The sequence below is a fragment of the Halomonas sp. XH26 genome (genome assembly GCF_024138895.1).
In the GTDB taxonomy this organism is placed as follows: Bacteria; Pseudomonadota; Gammaproteobacteria; order Pseudomonadales; family Halomonadaceae; genus Vreelandella; species Vreelandella alkaliphila.
Map to the genome: position 1 here is coordinate 2,484,987 of NZ_CP071889.1, position 19,689 is coordinate 2,504,675.

At 54.9% G+C, this 19,689-nt stretch carries 13 protein-coding genes; 11 read left to right on the forward strand and 2 right to left on the reverse strand.

From position 1 onward, the window contains the following. The first annotated feature begins 1 nt into the window (after position 1). Genes J4377_RS11540 through rfaH form a run of 4 tightly spaced genes read left to right on the forward strand, consistent with a single transcriptional unit; the run spans position 2 to position 10,814 of the window. Positions 2 to 1,642 carry an LTA synthase family protein gene (locus tag J4377_RS11540; RefSeq protein ID WP_253485594.1) on the forward strand — a complete coding sequence of 547 codons (1,641 nt, stop codon included), beginning with the start codon at positions 2 to 4 and terminating at the stop codon, positions 1,640 to 1,642. Continuing rightward, positions 1,639 to 8,952, forward strand: a complete 7,314-nt coding sequence (locus J4377_RS11545; RefSeq protein ID WP_253485596.1) for a type I polyketide synthase — start codon at positions 1,639 to 1,641, stop codon at positions 8,950 to 8,952. The genes J4377_RS11540 and J4377_RS11545 overlap by 4 nt, the downstream gene beginning before the upstream one ends. After that, on the forward strand, positions 8,949 to 10,283 hold the full coding sequence (locus J4377_RS11550; protein WP_038485856.1) for an aminotransferase class I/II-fold pyridoxal phosphate-dependent enzyme: 1,335 nt from the start codon (positions 8,949 to 8,951) through the stop codon (positions 10,281 to 10,283). The genes J4377_RS11545 and J4377_RS11550 overlap by 4 nt, the downstream gene beginning before the upstream one ends. Positions 10,284 to 10,286: 3 nt before the next feature. Next, positions 10,287 to 10,814, forward strand: a complete 528-nt coding sequence (gene rfaH / locus J4377_RS11555; protein WP_253485599.1) for a transcription/translation regulatory transformer protein RfaH — start codon at positions 10,287 to 10,289, stop codon at positions 10,812 to 10,814. Between the two features lie 13 nt (positions 10,815 to 10,827). Here the strand turns inward: rfaH and rnk are convergent, their stop codons facing one another. Together rnk and gdhA are read right to left on the reverse strand one after the other, a co-directional pair. Continuing rightward, complete coding sequence (gene rnk, locus J4377_RS11560) at positions 10,828 to 11,241, reverse strand: nucleoside diphosphate kinase regulator (protein WP_095603255.1); 414 nt, start codon at positions 11,239 to 11,241, stop codon at positions 10,828 to 10,830. Between the two features lie 128 nt (positions 11,242 to 11,369). Next, a complete protein-coding gene (gene gdhA, locus J4377_RS11565) occupies positions 11,370 to 12,722 on the reverse strand; it encodes an NADP-specific glutamate dehydrogenase (RefSeq protein WP_038485870.1) in 1,353 nt (450 codons plus the stop codon). Between the two features lie 476 nt (positions 12,723 to 13,198). On the opposite strand from gdhA, the gene J4377_RS11570 reads away from it, so the two are divergent. Genes J4377_RS11570 through J4377_RS11600 form a run of 7 tightly spaced genes read left to right on the forward strand, consistent with a single transcriptional unit; the run spans position 13,199 to position 18,471 of the window. Continuing rightward, positions 13,199 to 13,438, forward strand: a complete 240-nt coding sequence (locus J4377_RS11570) for a hypothetical protein (protein WP_253485602.1) — start codon at positions 13,199 to 13,201, stop codon at positions 13,436 to 13,438. After that, entirely contained in the window at positions 13,439 to 13,759 is a 321-nt protein-coding gene (locus J4377_RS11575; protein ID WP_301271679.1) for a spore coat protein U domain-containing protein, read from the forward strand. A 20-nt stretch (positions 13,760 to 13,779) separates the two neighbouring features. After that, positions 13,780 to 14,289 carry a spore coat U domain-containing protein gene (locus J4377_RS11580; RefSeq protein WP_253485607.1) on the forward strand — a complete coding sequence of 170 codons (510 nt, stop codon included), beginning with the start codon at positions 13,780 to 13,782 and terminating at the stop codon, positions 14,287 to 14,289. Positions 14,290 to 14,330: 41 nt separating this feature from the next. After that, positions 14,331 to 15,086, forward strand: coding sequence for a molecular chaperone (locus tag J4377_RS11585; RefSeq protein ID WP_253485609.1), 756 nt, complete (start codon positions 14,331 to 14,333; stop codon positions 15,084 to 15,086). 8 nt (positions 15,087 to 15,094) lie between these two features. Continuing rightward, a complete protein-coding gene (locus J4377_RS11590) occupies positions 15,095 to 16,150 on the forward strand; it encodes a hypothetical protein (protein ID WP_253485611.1) in 1,056 nt (351 codons plus the stop codon). Positions 16,151 to 16,156: 6 nt separating this feature from the next. Next, the gene (locus J4377_RS11595) at positions 16,157 to 17,461 is read left to right on the forward strand and encodes a fimbria/pilus outer membrane usher protein (RefSeq protein WP_253485613.1); all 1,305 of its coding nucleotides are present in this window, start codon (positions 16,157 to 16,159) and stop codon (positions 17,459 to 17,461) included. A 14-nt stretch (positions 17,462 to 17,475) separates the two neighbouring features. Further along, a complete protein-coding gene (locus tag J4377_RS11600; protein ID WP_253485614.1) occupies positions 17,476 to 18,471 on the forward strand; it encodes a spore coat U domain-containing protein in 996 nt (331 codons plus the stop codon). Positions 18,472 to 19,689 lie beyond the last annotated feature (1,218 nt).

Genomic DNA, 19,689 nt, shown 5'->3' on the forward strand with positions numbered 1-19,689 from the left:
CGTGGAGTTCTTTCTATCATCCACATTTATTAGCCCACTTTTAGTAGGCTTGTTAGGTAGTGTGCTGTTCGAGGCACTGCTGAGCCCTCGCCCACAACCGCTTTGGAAACGCGGCATAGCCGCAAACACGCTGCACCTTGGTAGCTGGTTACTGTTGTTTGGCGGCTTTATGCTGCTTCTGCAACGCCCTTGGTTTGCTGTTGTTTTCATCTTATCGCTGCAACTCGTGGTCGTGCAGTCCAGCAATACTAAATCACGCACGTTGAACGAACCCTTTATTTGCCATGATTTTGAATACTTCTGGGATGCTATTTTGCACCCGCGTCTGTATGTGCCTTTTTTCGGCATTGGTCTCGCCATTGCTGCCAGCAGCGCCGGTGCGGTTGCGATTGGTAGCTTTTTGGTTTTTGAACCATCGCTAATTCGCCAATGGGGCGGCACTGCGTTTCTAGTGAATAGCCTAATGCTGATAGCAATCGGTGCGCTGCTCGTTTGGCTGGGGTGGCGAAAACTGCCGCCTATCACGCTGACCCCTAACATTGACCTAGATCGACTGGGACTATTTTCAAGCCTGTGGGCATACGGCATTGCCCTGATGCGCTCACAACCGCCCACACCCGAGACATCGCCCTTTCAGCCACTTGCTCAACATCAGTCACTTGATCAACATAGCTTTGAGCTAGACGCCGATGCGGCAAAGCCAAACGTTGTGCTGGTACAAAGTGAATCGTTTTTTGATCCTCGCCCCTGGTGTAGCGAGATTGCCGCTGACTTACTGCCGAATTATGACGCTACCTGCCAGGAAGCTGTCGTGCAGGGAGCGCTGAATGTGCCCGCATGGGGGGCAAACACTGTGCGCACCGAATGCGCCGTTTTAACTGGCATAGCGCCTGACACCTGGGGACCGCGCCAGTTTAATCCTTACCGTACGCTGTCGCGCCACACACTGCCCAGCATTGCCAGTGCATTCAAAGCCCAAGGCTATCGAACTGTTTGTGTTCACCCTTACCCGGCTACCTTCTACATGCGTGACAGCGTTATTCCCAAACTAGGGTTTGAGACGTTTATCGACATTCGCGCATTCGAAAGCCAGGATAAGCATGGTCAGTATATTGGTGACCAAGCCGTTGCACGTAGAGTTGGACGCCTGCTTGAAGATAACGATAATAGGCCACTCTTTGTGTTTGTTATTACCATGGAGAATCACGGCCCTTTACACTTAGAAGCACCGGAAAAGGCCAGAGTAGCGTCAACATTGCCAGCAGCGCCGTGGCCACTACCGCATCATTTACGCGATTTGGCCGTTTACCTGCACCACTTAGGTGAATCAGATAAAATGCTCGGAAGCGTTAAAGCAGCGCTAAACTCTGCTATAAGACCAGGGCTGCTGGGCTGGTACGGTGACCACGTACCCATACTGCCTGCCGCATATAGGCACTATTCGCCTCCTGCTAGCAGCACCCCGTACATGATATGGTCAACGGAAGTAGATCGTAATTTGTGCGACCAGCCGCCAATTGAGCGCGCGTCGTACATGCTGGAAGCAAACGAACTTGGCGTCCACCTATTTAAACGGGCGTTTGGACGCGATATAAGTAGCGATGTGATCAAGGCAGAACCAGAACCTCAGGAGCAAGAATGACTAAACGCGTTGCCATTATCGGTGCCGCCCATCGTTTCCCCGGCACCACACCTGAAACGTTCTGGCAGGACCTGCAAGCCGAAAAAGACCTCGTCACCCAAGTGGCCTCCGACCGTTGGAGCCACGATGCTTTCCTGCATCCCGACAAACGCCATCCCGGCACCAGCGTCACGTTTGCCGCGGGTAGCCTAGGCGATATAAGCGGATTCGACGCAGAGTTTTTTGGCATTTCGCCCCGTGAAGCGGCGAACATGGATCCGCAACAGCGCATGCTGTTAGAACTTACCTGGGAAGCCATGGAAAGCGCGGGCATCGTGCCCAGCACCCTGCGCGGTAGCCAATGCGGCGTTTTCCTTGGCGTCGCCAGCCTTGATTATTCCTATCGTCTTGCCGATGACATGTCGGCGATTGATGCCTCGACCGCGACAGGCAATACATCAAGCATCGCCTCTAACCGGCTCTCTTACGTCTTTGATCTACATGGCCCCAGCATGTCGCTGGATACCGCCTGCTCATCTTCCATGGTGGCATTCCACCAGGCATGCCAATCGATACGCAGCGGCGAAACTAATATGGCGCTAGCAGGTGGCATCAGCCTGCACCTGCACCCCTATGGTTTTATTATTTTTTCTAAGGCCAGCATGCTCTCGCCCACTGGCCGCTGCCAAGTCTTCGATGAAGCCGGTAATGGTTACGTGCGCTCAGAAGGTGCTGGGCTGTTTTTGCTAAAAGATTATGATCAAGCCGTGGCCGATGGCGATAATATCCTGGCCGTGGTAGCAGGCTCAGCAGTTAACACTGACGGCCACAAATCTGGCCTTACGGTGCCCAACCCCAGCGCTCAAATTGAATTAATGCGCCGCGCCTACGAACAGGCTGGCATTTCGCCGGACGAGATCGACTACCTTGAAGCTCACGGCACCGGCACCGCCGTTGGCGACCCCATTGAAACTCGGGCTATCGGCGAAGCACTCGGCAAGCATCGTAAAACACCGCTGCTGATTGGCTCAGTGAAAAGCAACCTGGGCCATTTAGAAACGGCTTCAGGCGTTGCTGGGCTTGCTAAAGCGCTGTACAGCCTGCAGCACCGTGAAGTGCCCGCTACGATTGGCATACGCAATCTCAATCCACGCATCAAATTTGATGAGTGGAACATTAGCGTTGTCACCAAAGCCCAAGCGCTCAAAAAGCAAGGCCGCTTGGTCATTGGCGTTAACTCCTTTGGTTTTGGTGGCGCCAATGCTCACGTCATACTGGAAAGTGCCCCCGAAAAAGCACCAGCACCTCGCCAAGTGCCCGATGCTGCGCTACCCGTTCGTATTAGCGCACGAAGCCAGGAAGCACTGGCGGCCAATGCCCGTGCCCTAGCTAGTTTCCTACGCGAAAGCGACCATGCTTTCTATGATACCGCCCACACGCTGAACAGCCACCGCGAACAACACACGTTTGGCGCGCTCTGTTTCGCCCAAACATCGGAAGCCGCCGCCAGCGCGCTCAGCCAGTTTGCTGAAGGTGAAACCAACAGCGTTGTGACACTGGAGCGCTTAGCTAACGCCCGAGGCCCAGTGTTTGTTTACGACGGGAACGGCTGCCAATGGGAAACCATGGGTCACGACCTGCTAGACAGCGAACCCGTGTTTAGCGACGCCATTGACCGTGTAGATACCCTGTTCCAGAAGCATGGTGATTTTTCACTGCGTGACGAGCTTGCGGGCCGTAACCAGGAAGAGTCCAGCGAAGGTCGCTTTGAGCGCACCGAAATCGCCCAACCCGCCCTGTTTGCACTGCAGGTCGCGTTAACCGAATGGCTTAAATCCAAGGGTATCGTGCCCACCGCCGTATTCGGCCACAGCGTTGGCGAAGTTGCTGCCGCCTGGGCATCCGGCGCATTAACGTTAGAAGACGCCGTTAAAGTTATTTATTACCGCAGTTTCTACCAGGGCAAAACCCGTGGTCTTGGGGAAATGACGGCTGTCGCTATCAGCGCGGAAGAGATCGCTCCCTGGCTTGAAAAACCCGAATTTAGCAACATTAGCCTGGCAGGCATTAACAGTCCCAAAGGCATTACGTTAGCAGGTGATCGTGACCAACTAAGCGCCATTGAGGCAGCCCTTAGCGAGCAGAGCACCTTTGCAAAGCGCCTGCCACTGGATTACGCCTTCCACAGCCCCGCCATGGACAGTATCAAAGCAGGCGTCGTGGAAGCCCTGGCTGACATTCGTCCAGGCACCACGCAGATTCCTTATGTGTCCACCGTGACCGGCACCATCAGTGAAGGCACACAGCTGGATGCCCATTACTGGTGGCTCAATATTCGTGAGCCCGTCCTATTTGACAACGCCGCTACGGTGCTTATTGAGCAGGGTTACAACGTATTTGTGGAAGTCGGCGCGCACCCCATCCTGCGTCGCTATATGAACGACTCCTTACGCCAGCAAGAGCGTAGCGGATTAGTGCTAGGCACCATTGAACGGCATAAGTCAGGCGCAGATGGTTTAACCCGCTGCCTCGGCCAATTGTTGCTAAGCGGGTTAAGCCTCGATAGCCACCACTTCTTCCCTGTAGAAGGCCAGCGCGTCCTGCTGCCACACTACGCCTGGCAACGCACCCAACTTTGGGTGCAAGGCACCAACGATGGCCAAGGGTTGCTTTCCCGCTATTATCAGCACCCATTACTTGGCTACCCATTGGCGCAGCATGATCACACCTGGGAAAGCCAGCTGGATACCAAGCGCCAGCCATGGCTGGCCGACCACGTCGTTGGCGAAGGTGCAGTCTTCCCGGGTGCGGGGTTTGTGGAACTTACGCTAGCAGCAGCCCTACAGCAGAAAGATACACCGCTTTTAGACATTGAAGAGCTGGAGATTCGCGCTCCCTTACTGTTGGATGGGCCCAATGGGCGCACCATGCGCTTGACGCTGGATCCAGACGACGGCCGCTTAGCCATCCACTCCCGCGAGCCAGCCACCGGTAGCGAATGGCAGCTAAATGCCGTTGCTCGCCGCATGCGCGAAAGCCGCGGCTTCTTGCTCAACCGAAAAGCACCAAGCCTGCCAAGCCGCGCGCCAGACTATACCCTGGCCGAGCACTTGCAGATGGCTGAACGTATTGGACTGCATTACGGGCCTGCGTTCCAAGCCATTAGCCGTGGCTGGATTGAAGGCGACAGCGTCATTGGTGAAATTACCCTATCCGATAGTGTCCAGTCGCAGCTCGATACGCTGCACGTTCATCCGGGCATTCTGGATAGTGCTTTTCAGATGTTCATTCCGCTGCTAGCTCAACACAACGAGTTTGCAGCCCAGCTAGCCTTTGTGCCAGTTCGTGTTGGGCGCATCCAGGTGAACGCTGAAGCCGGTGCACCGGTGCTGGCGCGAGCAGTAATGGGTAAGCGCGCGCCCCACTCCTTCACCGCCGACTTCGAACTGTATGACGCCGCCGGTAACGCCGTGGCCGTGCTTAGTGAAACCCGCTTCAAGGCGATTCGCTTAAACCGCGCTCATCACCAGCATTTTAGCTACCTGGATGTTGAGTTAACGCCTGCTCCGCTAAACGCGGCGACGCTTTCGCTGCCAGGCAGTGCACTCGCCCGGCTGGCTGGGCTAAGCGATGCGTTTACCGCCAGCACCGGCCAACGCTATGCCCAAGAAGTATCACCGCTGCTCGATAGCCTTAGCGAAGCCTTTACTGGTGTTAATGTTAACGCCGGCAAAGATCAGCTCGCACCGGAAACCATTTGGCAGTTACTGGTACAGGATTACCCCGACTATTTTGCCCCGATTCATATGGTGGGTCGCTTAGGGCTACACCGTGAGCAATTGACCAGCGGCACCGACACCCTTGAAAGCCTAGGCATTACCACTGAGCACCTAGCAGGCATTAATCGCGTCCTTATCGGCGAAAACGGCTGGCAAGTGTTAGCCGCCGAGCTTGGCGCATTAATGGAAGCCACGCTAGCCACGCTGCCCACCGGTCAGCGGCTGCAGTTGTTAGAAGCAGGTCCCTGTACTCCCGCTCTGGGCCAGCGACTGCTCGAACAGCTAGCTAATACGACTATCTCTAAAGATGCGCACCACTACCGCGCCATCACCACCAGCGACACGGCTCGCCATCAGGCGGAACAGCTTCAAGAACGTTTCCCGCTGATGGATATTCAGCCACTGGAAGATTCACTGCCAACGCTTAGCCCTGCAGAGAAAGCCCAGCTGGCGTTTATCAGCGTGGACGTGACCCAGCCTGAACGCACCCGCCAGTTGATTGAAGCGCTGCCAGGCCAGCTTGCGCCAGGCGCTCAGGTAATGGTGATTGGTGTCCACCCGAGCCGTTGGCTTGATGACTTACTGGCGACACCCGGCATCGACCAAACCGCCCTGGAACAAGACAACCTAGTCGAGTGGTTAGCGCAACAAGGCCTCAGCGTTTCGCCGCCGGTTGAGCTGGAAGAGAATGGTGCTTACCTACTGCATGGCCAATACGCAGCAAGCAATGACTCGCTGACGCAAACGGCAGCAGAGGCCTACCATTTGCTTGTCTCTGACGCGGAGCACGAAGCACTTGCTGCCCAGCTTGCAGAGCGGTTAGGCACCGCCAACACATGGCTAACCGTCAGCGACGCAACCCCGCAAGCACTGTTAAATACAGCGCTAGGTGAACGCGAAGACGTACCTGCCGCACTCAATGTGATTGATCTGCGTGGGCTTAAGGGCTGTACAACCGCCGCTCAAACCCAACGCTGCTACATGGCACAGCAGTGGTCACTGGCATTAGAAGCAAGCGGGCTGGAAAGCCAAGGCAGCCGTGTCACGCTTTGGCTACCGACCCAGTCTGCCAGTACAGGCGATGACGCCGCGCTATGGGGCTTTGGTCGTTCGCTCGCCAATGAAGCAGTTGGCCATAGCGTCACACTGATCGAGCTACCAAACGTTCCCAGCGATGCGACGTTAAACGCCTTTGCAGCGTCGCTTGCTACGCCAGATAGCGAAAACGAGCTGGTAATAACGGTTGAAGGCGAGCGGTTTGCTACCCGCCTTCGTACCCTGCCCGCTCCTCACCCAGTCAAGCAGGCAAGCGCTGCGCCTCATCAGGCAATGACGCTGGGCTTTGCCCTACCAGGGCAACTGCGTCAGCTGCAGTGGCGGCCACGCCCACTGCCTGAACTTGGCGCGGATGACGTTGAAATTCGCGTCAAAGCGACCGGTCTCAACTTCCGCGATGTCATGTACACCCTTGGCTTGCTGTCTGATGAAGCGATTGAAAATGGCTTCGCTGGCCCGACTCTAGGGCTTGAGTTCTCGGGTGAGATTATCGCGGTGGGTGCCAATGTTCAGCACGTTGCGCCCGGTCAGGCGGTCGTGGGCTTTGGACCCGCCAGCTTCAGCGACCGTCTCATTGCTAGCCAGAATGCCGTCGCGCCCCTGCCGGAAGGCGTCAGCTTTGCTGCTGCCGCGACGATACCGACCACTTTCTTCACCGTGTACTACGCGCTAAAACATCTAGCGCGCTTGGAGCCCGGTGAGAAAGTACTGATTCACGGTGCCGCTGGCGGTGTGGGTATTGCCGCGCTGCAAATTGCCCAGTGGCTGGGCGCCGATATCTACGCCACCGTTGGCTCTGAAGAGAAGCGCGACTTCCTGCGCCTTATGGGTGAAGAGCGTATTTACGACTCCCGCTCGCTGACATTTGCCGAAGAGATCCTAGAGGACACGCAAGGCGAAGGCGTGGATGTCGTACTGAACTCATTGGCAGGCGAAGCGATTAACCAAAACCTCCGCGCATTGCGCCCGTTTGGCCGCTTCCTAGAATTAGGTAAACGGGATTTCTATGAAAATACTCATATTGGCCTACGCCCGTTCCGCAACAACTTAAGCTACTTCGGCATCGACTCCGACCAGTTGATGAAAGTGCAGCCTGCCCTCACCCAGCGCCTGTTCGGTGAAATGATGGCGCTATTTAACGATGGCACACTCAGCCCGCTGCCGTTCACGGCGTTCAGTCACAACCAAGTGATTGATGCCTTCCGTTATATGCAGCAAGCACGCCAGATCGGCAAAGTGGTAGTCACCTACGAACAGCCTATTGCTCCACCGCGTAACGAGCTATTAGGCACCGGCGCGATGACACTCGCAGCCGACGCCAGCTATCTAGTGACCGGTGGCTTGGGTGGCTTTGGCCTAAAAACGGCTCAATGGTTAGTCAGCAAAGGCGCACGTCAGCTTATCCTGCTAAGCCGCAGCGGTCCCGCTAGCGAAGAAGCCCAAGCTGCTATCGCGACCTTTGAAGCCCAAGGCGTGAAAGTACTGGCTGCGGCCTGTGATATTACCGATTACGACGCGCTAGCAAGCGTTATGGCGCGCGTGCAACGCGAACTTAGCCCGCTGCGTGGCATCGTGCATGCCGCCACAGTGATCGACGACGGCTTGATTCGTAACTTAGATGCCGAGCGTATTCAAAAGGTGCTGGCTCCTAAAATTGACGGTGCCCGTCACCTGGATGCTCTCACCCAGGACATCTCACTCGACTTCTTTGTGCTCTACTCCTCGGCGACGACGCTATTTGGTAACCCAGGACAGGCCAATTACGTTGCCGCCAACCACTGGTTAGAAGCCTTTGCTGCCCGCCGTCGCGCCGCTGGCCTTCCTGCGACCTGCGTACGCTGGGGTGCCATTGAAGATGTCGGCTTCCTGGCACGCAACACGCGCACACGCGATGCGTTGCAAGAGCGCTTAGGCGGTTCTGCGCTGCGCTCTGATGATGCCCTCAAAGTGCTCGAACAAATGTTGCTGACCCCAGGGGCAAGCCTTGGTGTTCTTGAACTTGAATGGGGCGCACTGGCACGCTTCTTACCCACCGCCCAGGCACCACGGTTTAACGAAATTGCCCGCACCAGCGATGATGATGGCAGCGTTGACCACGATGACGATATCAGTGCGCTACTGGCCGACCTCTCGCCAGAAGAGCTGCATAGCACCATTACCGACTTACTGCGCGCAGAACTAGCCAGTATCCTGCTGATTGATGAAGAGAAAATCGACATCAACCGTTCGGTATACGATATGGGGTTTGATTCGCTCATGGGCGTTGAATTGATGACCGCCATCGAGAACCGCCTGAACGTGCAAGTACCGGTGATGGTGTTGAGTGAAGCGTCAACGCTGAACAAACTGGCAGGTGTGCTGATTCAAAAATTACATCAGCATGACAATGATGTTGAAGAAGCGCCACAAGATGCGTTAGCCTCTCTGGCCGCTCGCCACGGGGCGGACGGGCTCAACAATGAGCCGGCTTCAACATCTACCACCGAGACACCATGACCGTAAAGCGCTCTGAACTGAAACGACAGCTGCTGGAACAGGCACGCAAGCGCCCAACGCCCCGTGCCACCAGCACCCAAGCCACTGCTATCTCAGGCGCCGAGGCAACTCGGACTGTTCCCGAGCGCTTTACACGATTTGATGCCCACCCGGGTTATCAGCAGCTAGTCATGATGCGCCAGGGCGCTAAACAGCTCGGGCTTATAGACCCGTTCTTTAAAGTCCATGACGGCCTCGCCGGTGCTACCAGCGTGATTGATGGACATGAGTGCATTAATTTCGCCAGTTACAACTACCTGGGTTACTCCGGTGACCCACGGGTTGTTCAAGCGGCATCCGACGCAGCGGCTCACTACGGCACCTCCGTCTCTGCCAGTCGCGTCGTCTCGGGTGAACGACCTATTCACGGCGAACTAGAGCAAGCGATCGCCAACATCTATGGTGTTGAAGACGCGGTTGTTTTTGTCAGCGGTCACGCAACCAATGTGTCTACCCTTGGCTATCTATTGGGCCCGAAAGACCTTGTGCTTCACGACGAGTACATCCACAACAGCTCGTTAGTCGGCGCACAGCTTTCCGGCGCCAAGCGTATATCTTTCAGCCATAACGATCCCGCCGCGCTAGACGCCCTGTTAAGCCGCCATCGCCATCAATTTGAACGCGTTCTTGTCGTCATTGAAGGGCTTTACAGTATGGATGGCGACATCCCCGACCTACCCCGCTTTATTGAACTGAAGCAGCGTCATCAGGCGTGGCTGATGGTCGATGAAGCGCATTCGTTTGGCGTCATGGGTGACACTGGCCTAGGCTTACGAGAGCACTTTGCGATTGACCCAACCGATGTTGATATATGGATGGGCACTATGAGCAAAACGCTATCAGGCTGCGGGGGCTATATCGCAGGCAATAAAGCGCTGGTCGAAACACTGCGCTACTTTGCACCCGGTTTTCTTTACAGCGTCGGCATGCCCGCTCAAGTGGCCGCGCCATCGCTTAAAGTACTGGAATTAATGCCCCAGGAAACCGAGCGCGTTACCCAGCTACAGGCAATTTCGCACTACTTCCTGGAGCAGGCGCAAGCTAGGGGAATGGACACCGGTCATAGCATTGGCTCTGCCGTCGTACCCGTTATTGTGGGTAGCTCGCCGCTCGCGGCACACCTCTCCCATGCGCTGTTTGCACAGCATATTAACGTGCAGCCTATTCTGTATCCTGCGGTTCCTGAAAAAAGTGCTCGGCTACGCTTTTTTCTTTCCTGTGAACACACGAAAGACCATGTTGACCAAACGCTGGATGCACTCGCGCTACTGCTCGCAAACGCCAAAGGGTGATTTATGGAGGAGTTCGAAACCCAAGCAGAGCGGGCTACCCCCTGCTGGTATGTAATTCAATGCAAAGGCGGCGAATCATTTCGCGCCGCAGAACACCTCACCAACCAAGGTTATGAGGTGTTCCATCCAGTGCTTAACGCTAAACGTAAGCGCCAAGGCAAACTTACCCTGGTGACCGAGCCACTTTTCCCCTACTACCTGTTTATTCGGCTGGATCAGACCGTCAGCAACTGGCGGCCAATTCGCTCTACCCGCGGCGTGCTGCGCCTACTCACCTTTGGCAACACGCCCATCGCCGTACCGAATGCCCTGGTAGATACCCTTCGCGCACAGCCGCATGATCAAGAAGGCAGCCACAGCTACTTCTGCGCAGGGGAAAAAGTGACGATCACCGACGGCCCCTTCAAAGATTTAGAAGCCGTTTTCAAACGTTGCAAAGGCGAAGAGCGCGCCATTGTGCTGCTTAACGTGCTACAACGCCCACAGGATGTTGAGATCTCTGTCGACAACTTACAGAAGCGCGAGGGGTGATACTTCCCTCTCTTTATCGATGAAACTGCTTCTCCCGCTCGGGCTGCCAGAAAATCGCATCAATGCGTAGGCGTACTTCGGTGTTGTTGGGTAGCGGCCACTCAATGACATCGCCCACGCGCAAGCCAATTAACGCTGCGCCTATTGGTGCCATCACCGAAATTCCATCCTCAACGCTTTCAAGCGCATGAGGATACACCAACGTTCGAATCATCTGACGCTCGCGGGTCAGATCAGTAAAGCGTATCTGGCTGTTCATACTAACCACATCCTCAGGAATATCCTGAGGGTCAAGCACCTCTCCGCGCTCCAACTCCTCTTCCAGTAGCTCCGCCACCATCATGTCTTTTTCAGATGCGTTATCAATCAGGCGCTGAAGTCGTTCAGCATCAAGACGATTAATGATAATAGAAGGACGCTGCCCCATCTCTACTCTCCTTGGAAAGCAATCAATAGTGATGTTAGTGAGCATAAAACGCACCAACGAAAACAGCCCTTCCCCAGAGGGAAAGGACTGTGTCACAACAGTGTATGTGGTTTAGCTAATAAAAGCGATTAGATAACGCCCTGCTCAATCATCGCATCGGCCACTTTGCGGAAGCCCGCAATATTGGCACCCAATACAAGGTTGTCAGGTTCACCAAACTCACTTGCCGTATCCGCACACTGACGATGAATATCCGCCATAATCTGTTTAAGCTTCTGGTCAACTTTCTCTAACGGCCACTGCTCCATACTGCTGTTCTGGGCCATCTCCAACTGACTCGTCGCCACGCCACCTGCATTCGCTGCTTTGCCGGGCCCATAGGCAATTTTGGCCTCCAAAAAGACATCTACCGCCTCTTTGGTGGAAGGCATATTAGCACCCTCGCTCACGCAGGTAACGCCATTCGCCAATAGTGTTTTGGCATCGGCTTCGGTCAGCTCGTTTTGCGTCGCACAAGGGAACGCTGCCTCGCCTTCAATACGCCAAACCGCGTGGCCATCCTGCGGGTAATCCCGAGCCGAAATATAGTGAGCTTCCGGGTGCTCATGCAGGTAGCTTTCCAACGATACACGCTGGACTTCTTTTAACTGTTTTAGCAGGCCTAAATCGATACCGCTAGGGTCGTGAATAGTCCCCTTGGAATCACTACAGGTAACGGGCTTGGCACCCAGTTCATAGAGCTTCTCGATCGTATAAATCGCCACATTACCCGCGCCAGATACCAAGCAGGTTTTACCACGCAAGGCTTCGCCTTTCGCTGCCAGCATGTTCTCGGCAAAATAAACCGCACCGTAGCCAGTCGCCTCTTTGCGACCGAGGGAACCACCCCAGTTTAGGCCTTTCCCTGTCAACACGCCCTCGTAACGGCCCGTTAAACGCTTATATTGACCAAATAGATAACCAATTTCTCGTCCACCAACGCCAATGTCCCCAGCGGGCACATCGGTATGCGGCCCAATATGACGATAAAGCTCCGACATAAATGCCTGACAGAAACGCATGATTTCGTTGTCAGACTTCCCTTTTGGATCAAAGTCAGCGCCGCCCTTACCACCGCCAATCGGCAACCCCGTTAACGCATTTTTGAAGATTTGCTCAAACCCTAAAAATTTAATGGTGCCCGACGTCACGCTGGGATGAAAACGCAAACCGCCTTTATAAGGACCAAGCGCCGAATTAAATTGCACGCGATAGCCTTTGTTGACTTGTACACGACCAGCATCATCCACCCAGCTCACCCGGAACATAACCTGACGCTCCGGCTCAACAATGCGCTCAATAATACTGTGCTGATGGTAATGCGGCGCACGCTCGAACAATGGGCGAAGACACTCAAGCACTTCCTCAGTGGCTTGATAAAACTCAGTTTGTGCAGGGCTACTTTTCGCTAAACGTGTCAGCGTATCGTGAACATAAGGCATATACAGTCACCCTTTTATAGTTAAAAACGTCGATTTGCTGGCCAGAGCGATGACGTATTTAACTGCGGCAACGAATATATGCATACCCTATGCAGGTTCGGTATAGGCCAGAAACACATCAACAATAGACTAAAGTGCTAGCTTTTCCGCCCAGTTTTGGTGCAATTAATAAATACTAATAAACGAAAAATAAACGACAGTGCTGCTTGGAAGTCAGTTTAAGTAAGTGTTTAAACACAGTTGATGTCGCCTATCCATTTTTTAATTCCCTAATACTCCAACAGTGCTTTTTTAGTATTACGTGCTAACTTAGAAATATGTGTGAACTTTAACAAATATTACTGAGCATTTTAGGTCTTGAGTCAGTTCTTGAGTCAGGTCTTGAGTCAGGTCTTGAGTTAGACCTTGAGGTAATAAAGCAAAATGCTCTTTTCTGCGGGCAACGCTATAAGCAATTAATCTCTAAGGAGTTGATTATGCTGACCTTAAACTACTCTCGCACAAGCTACTCTCGAATCACTGGATTAAGCACTGTCATTGCCGCACTCACTTTCTCTAACTCCACTTTAGAAGCCCAGACCGTTAGCGGAACCATCGACGCTTCAATTACTCTTGAAGACGCTTGTTCAGTTAATGGGGAAGAAGGCGCTGCAGTCGACTTCGGCAGCTTGGCATTCGGCACCCACTCTGCCCTATTCGATCAGGCAGATGCCTAAGTGGCTGGAGGAGGTGGTATTACAGTGCTCTGCTCACCTGGAGTAACCCCCACCTTCACTCTGCTCAGCGGCCTTCATGATAACCAAGCCTCACCTGCTACCCATGCCATGCAAGATACTGCCGCAACGGCATTTGTCGGCTACACCTTGTACACAGATACAGCACGAACGGCGGCGCTGGCTGTAAACGACACCATCATACTCAGCGCATTCGCCAGCGCTCCCCAGACAATCGATCTTTACGGAAGAGCCTTTGGCGACCCTGGCAACCTACCTGCAGGCACCTACGAAGACACACTGAATGTTGAGTTGTCCTGGTAGCTTCTCGAATGGCTCGGCGCTTGAGACTCACCGCCCCGATGATGATAGTGGCGGGGCTGACGCAGGCCTCTCCCACCGACACGTTCATGGTGTCAGCTACCATTACGCCTGGCTGCCTAATCAATAACGAAGTTCCTCCGGCAGGCACCCAGGTTGGGGCACTAGGAAGCCTAGCCTTTGGCACCGCCTCAGCGCTTTCACAGGAAACACGTAATGTATCGCTGCTTGCCTCCGGGTCTTTTACGCTTAGCTGTACACCAGGAATTTCATTAAGCATGCGTATTGATGGTGGACTTCAGCCGGATGGTGATCGACAGCTCAAGCGGGAAAATGGCAGCGAAACGCTGGCCTACCAACTCTACCAGGATGCCGCTTCACAGAACGCGATTGGTATTGACCAGCCCATCACCTTAGACACCACGACCAGTCCTAATGATATTACCCTCCCCATCTGGGGCAGGTTAACGCTGCCAGGCAACCGCCCAGCAGATAGTTACCGCGACGAACTCGTACTAACGCTGGAGTGGTGACATCGCAGCGAAGGGCACAAGCTCGATTTAGGAGAACATCTATGCTGGAAAAGCGCTTCGGCCACATCATTGGTATTTTCATCCTGCTAAGCCTTCTTGCGGGCCCTTCATCAGCTAACTCTCTGTTGATTTGGCCCATTTACCCTGTTATTGAGAGTCACCAGCAGGCAAGTGCACTTTGGCTGGAAAACAGAGGTAGCGAAACGGTCAATATGCAGGTGCGGATTTTTGCTTGGTCTCAGGTAGGAGGAGAAAATCAATACCAATCTCAACAAAGCGTTGTGGGTAGCCCACCCATGACGGCAATTGCTCCCGGGGAACGCCAGATGGTGCGCCTGATCCGCCAAGAACCCTCACCAACTGGCGAAGAGCAAGCCTATCGCATTATTGTTGACGAAATTCCGGCCCTAGCACCTAATAGCGGAGGAGAAAGCTCGCCTCGTGCCGCTGTGCAATTACAAATGCGCTACTCTCTTCCCCTGTTCGTTTATGGTGAAGGAGCACTGCCCCCTGAACGTATCGCCTCCAGTAATATCCCCTACCCCGGCCTAACCTGGAGACTCGTAACACATGAGGGACAGTCGCAACTAGAAATACACAACGCGGGTCAGCATCATGTGCGCCTAAGCCAAGTTACCTTTGAGCAACCAGGGCAGCGCAACGAAGTCACCAACGGGCTGCTTGGCTATGTACTGCCCAGGCAGGTACGACGCTGGCCACTACCCCAAAACATAAGACCTACTGGCGAGCTTCGCGCTCATATTTCGGGAGTCAGTCATCGCATTTCGGCCGAGTAGGCGCCAGCATGGTCCCGCGTATCCATTGGCATTTCCCGGCATGGCTTATGTTGGGCAGTTGCGCTTTACTTTTAACGGCGGCGTCTTTTCCTGCTATCGGCCAGGTATTGCCGCCACCACCTCGCGCGGGTGATCTCCAGGCAGTTTCGGAACTCTACCTAGAGATCATCGTCAATCAACGCTCCACCCAGCGTATCGAGCACGTTACCCAGCAGAATGGCGAACTGTTCATCAAGCGTGAGGTACTCCAACAACTAGGCCTTCCTAATGAACACCTGCAGCGTCAAGATAACATCATTAATATCAGCCAATTAGATGAATTAGAAGCGCGCTATCACAGCCCCAGCCAACGGCTATATCTGGAAGTACCTTCCCATTGGCTACCACATCAGTTTCATACTAATTTACCTCAAAACGAGACATTCGCACTTAACACCAGTCCTGGCGCACTGCTTAACTACGACGCTTATATCAGCGACACTCAGGGTGGCGCGACACTTGCCAGCTTAGGGCACGAAGCGCGACTGTTTGGTGCAGCGGGGACACTAAGCACCTCTGGCATTTACCGCGAGATAGTGACGGGAGAGAGTGGACAAGACAACGGCTACCGGCGCTTCGACACCCGCTGGGAGTACGCCGATCAACAGCGGATGCTTCAGTACAGCGCAGGAGACGTCATCACCAGACCACTGGGTTGGACAAATGCAGTTCGTCTTGGCGGCATTCAGGTTTCTCGAAACTTTGCCCTTCGTCCCGATATCATCACCCACCCACTACCTGAGTTCAGCGGCGAAGTAGCGATTCCCACGACCCTCGATCTGTTCATCGATGGCGCGCAGCAATCCTCAATGGAACTAGCGCCGGGCCCCTTCACTGTCACCAATATGCCCATGGTCACCAGCGCTGGCGAAGCCACCATTGTGACCACCGATAGCCTGGGAAGACGAGTTTCCACTAGCCTGCCGTTTTACGTTTCCAGCGAACTGCTACAACCCGGTTTAAGCACCTTCAGTTTCAGTGCAGGTGCCCCGCGCCGCCACTTCGGCCAGCGTGATTTTGCCTAGAGCGGAATGGCCGCCACCGGCAGCTATCGGCGCGGCATCAACAATCAATTCACCATGGAATTGCAAACTGAAGTCAGCGACGATTTAACCACTGCAGGCGCTGGCGGCACGTTTGGCTTATGGCAGCTAGGCACGCTAGAGACAGCCTACCGCCAAAGCCGCAGCGAAGGCGTCACCGGTAATGCCTACACGGCCGGATACCGCTACCGGAGCCGCCGCTTTAACATCGCTCTGCGCCACCAAGTAGAGCAGGCTGGTTTCACCGATCTATCTCGCCACATTCACAGCGCGACACGCGAAAATACGCAGCGGAAAGTTACCCAGGTTACCGGGGGTTTAAACCTTGGCACGCATGGGTCGCTTGCTGGCGGCTACTTTGACATCCAGACCGGTGACGATAGCCGTACTCAGCTGTTTAACCTATCGTACAACCGCTCTCTATGGGATCGCATGCATCTCTCGCTCTCTGCCAACCGTGAGATAGGCGGCGGCTGGAACACCCTAGCCCAGATAACAGTGCCACTAAGCAGCCGTCCTGGCACATTAAGCACCAGCGTACGCCGAGACAATAACGGAGAAATGACCAGCAGAGTCCAATATGCCCACACCCCACCCATACAAGGCGGCTGGGGCTGGAACCTCGCCTATGAACACCGCGACACCGAAAGCAGTTACCGTCAGGCCGAAGTGGCTTGGCGGGGAGCTTCCACTGAATTACGAGGTGGCATTTTCGGCACCGACGACAATGACACACGCTATGCCGATGCCAGAGGATCGCTGGTATACATGGACAATCAGTGGTTCGCGACCAATTACGTGCGCGATGGATTTGTCGTCGTCAGTACCGTTGGCCAGGCAGGCGTGCCAGTTCGCTACGAGAATCAATTAGTCGGCCATACCCGTGATAGCGGCCACCTACTCGTCCCCTGGGCCCGTGCCTACTACGCTGGTAAATACGAGATCGACCCACTGGTTCTTTCCGCCAACCTCAATGTCCCAACAATTGAGCAGCGCGTAGCGGTAAACCCAGGTAGCGGCTACCTGCTGCGCTTCCCGGTTGAACGTGTTATTGCCGCAACGATGGCCATTCTAGACAGGCAAGGCGAGCCACTGCCGTTAGGCTCTCGTGTTATCACTGACAACGGTTCAAGCGCGCTGGTGGGCTGGGATGGACTGACGTATCTCGAAGGCCTACAGAGTGACAACCAATTACAAGTGACACTGCCCGACGGTAGCGCGTGCGCGCTCAGCCTATCTATTGATACCCACATCGATGATATCCAGCAGCTAGGGCCTAAACCCTGTACTTAGAGGAGCGCCAACCAATGCCACTCACAACTCATCGCTGCTATCACCGCTGGCTGGCCGGAGCTCTATTGCTGGTTTTGTTATTGATTACGCCTACGGCTTGGGCGTGCACGGTAAGCCCAAGCACCAGCGCTAACTTTGGTAACATCAGTTCCTTCGCCATCACTAATACACCACACGACACATCCGCCCAACCCAATGCGGGTGCTGTTTGCCAGGGGTCTGTACTAGGGCTCGCGGTTGTGTCTGACCAATGGATTCGCGCAACGGTCACTAGTGCTAACCAAGGGGAGCTGGTCAATGTTACCAGCGGTGATGCCATTCCTTTTCGCATCTTCGCGCTGGCCTCAGAGAATGAAGAGATCTTTCTCAACACGACCTACAACTATTTCAACTCTGTACTCATCGACCTGCTCGGCCTGCTTGGCGGCCAAAGCGTCGACATCCCCATGGAGTTTCGCACCCAACCCACGGCCAATGTAGCCGCTGGCACGTACACCGACACCTTGACTGTCAATTGGAACTGGCGCATCTGTAATCTAGGTGTACTTGTGTGTCTCAGCTATCGTACCGGCTCGGGCACCAACACCATCACCATTAACCTGACTGTCACTCCAGACTGCGCCATTCAAGCACCCGACCTGAACTTCGGAAGCTCCCCACTGGTCGCCGGATTCAACCCAGTAACGCAAACCATCGATATTACCTGCACAAAAGGCAGCGACTACTCAGTAGGATTGAGCGATGGTCAGCATCCTGCTGCCAACATCCGCCGCATGGAGAACAATGGCCACTACCTGGAATACCAACTTTACAAAGGCACTACCGGCAACGACCGCTGGGGCAATACTGGCAGCGAACGACGCCCCTCCTCCTCCGCCGACACCAACCCCGGCACACCTAGTGGCATAACAAGCCAGGGCTTCACTTACCGAGGCGACATTCTACCGGGGCAAAACACACCACCGGCAGGTACCTACACCGATATGATTGTTGTCGATGTTATTTTTTAGCCAAGGCGCTTTTCGAACCCAAAATCCCCCGCGGGTGCGCTGACGCTTACGCCGCGCTACAAAACCACTAAATCAGCCTACGGCACCTACCGTAGCGCGGCGTAACGAATCTCGCGAGGAACGAGCGAATGAGGCACCCGCGTCGTAGCCACGGATGCAACGTTCCATACTCCCCCGCGGGTGCGCTGACGCTTACGCCGCGCTACAAAACCACTAAATCAGCCTACGGCACCTACCGTAGCGTGGTGTAACGAATCTCGCGAGGAACGAGCGAATGAGGCACCCGCGTCGTAGCCACGGATGCAACGTTCCATACTCCCCCGCGGGTGCGCTAACGCTTACACCGCGCTACAAAACCCGCTAAATCAGCCTACGGCACCTACCGTAGCGCGGCGTAACGAATCTCGCGAGGAACGAGCGATGAGGCACCCGCGTCGTAGCCACGTAAGCAACGCTCCATACTCCCCCGCGGGTGCGCTGACGCTTACGCCGCGCTACAAAACCACTAAATCAGCCTACGGCACCTACCGTAGCGCGGTGTAACGAATCTCGCGAGGAACGAGCGAATGAGGCACCCGCGTCATGGCCACGTAAGCAACGCTCCATACTCCCCCGCGGGTGCGCTAACGCTTACACCGCGCTACAAAACCCGCTAAATCAGCCTACGGCACCAACCGTAGCGCGGTGTAACGAATCTCACGAGGAACGAGCGAATGAGGCACCCGCGTCGTAGCCACGGATGCAACGTTCCGTGCCCCCCCGCGGGTGCGCTGACGCTTACACCGCGCTACAAAACCACTAAATCAGCCTACGGCACCTACCATAGCGTGGTGTAACGAATCTCGCGAGGGACGAGCGAATGAGGCACCCGCGTCGTAGCCACGGATGCAACGTTCCATACTCCCCCGCGGGTGCGCTAACGCTTACACCGCGCTACAAAACCACTAAATCAGCCTACGGCACCTACCGTAGCGCGGCGTAACGAATCTCGCGAGGAACGAGCGATGAGGCACCCGCGTCGTAGCCACGGATGCAACGTTCCATACTCCCCCGCGGGTGCGCTAACGCTTACACCGCGCTACAAAACCCGCTAAATCAGCCTACGGCACCTACCGTAGCGAGGCGTAACGAATCTCGCGAGGAACGAGCGAATGAGGCACCCGCGTCGTAGCCACGGATGCAACGTTCCATACTCCCCCGCGGGTGCGCTAACGCTTA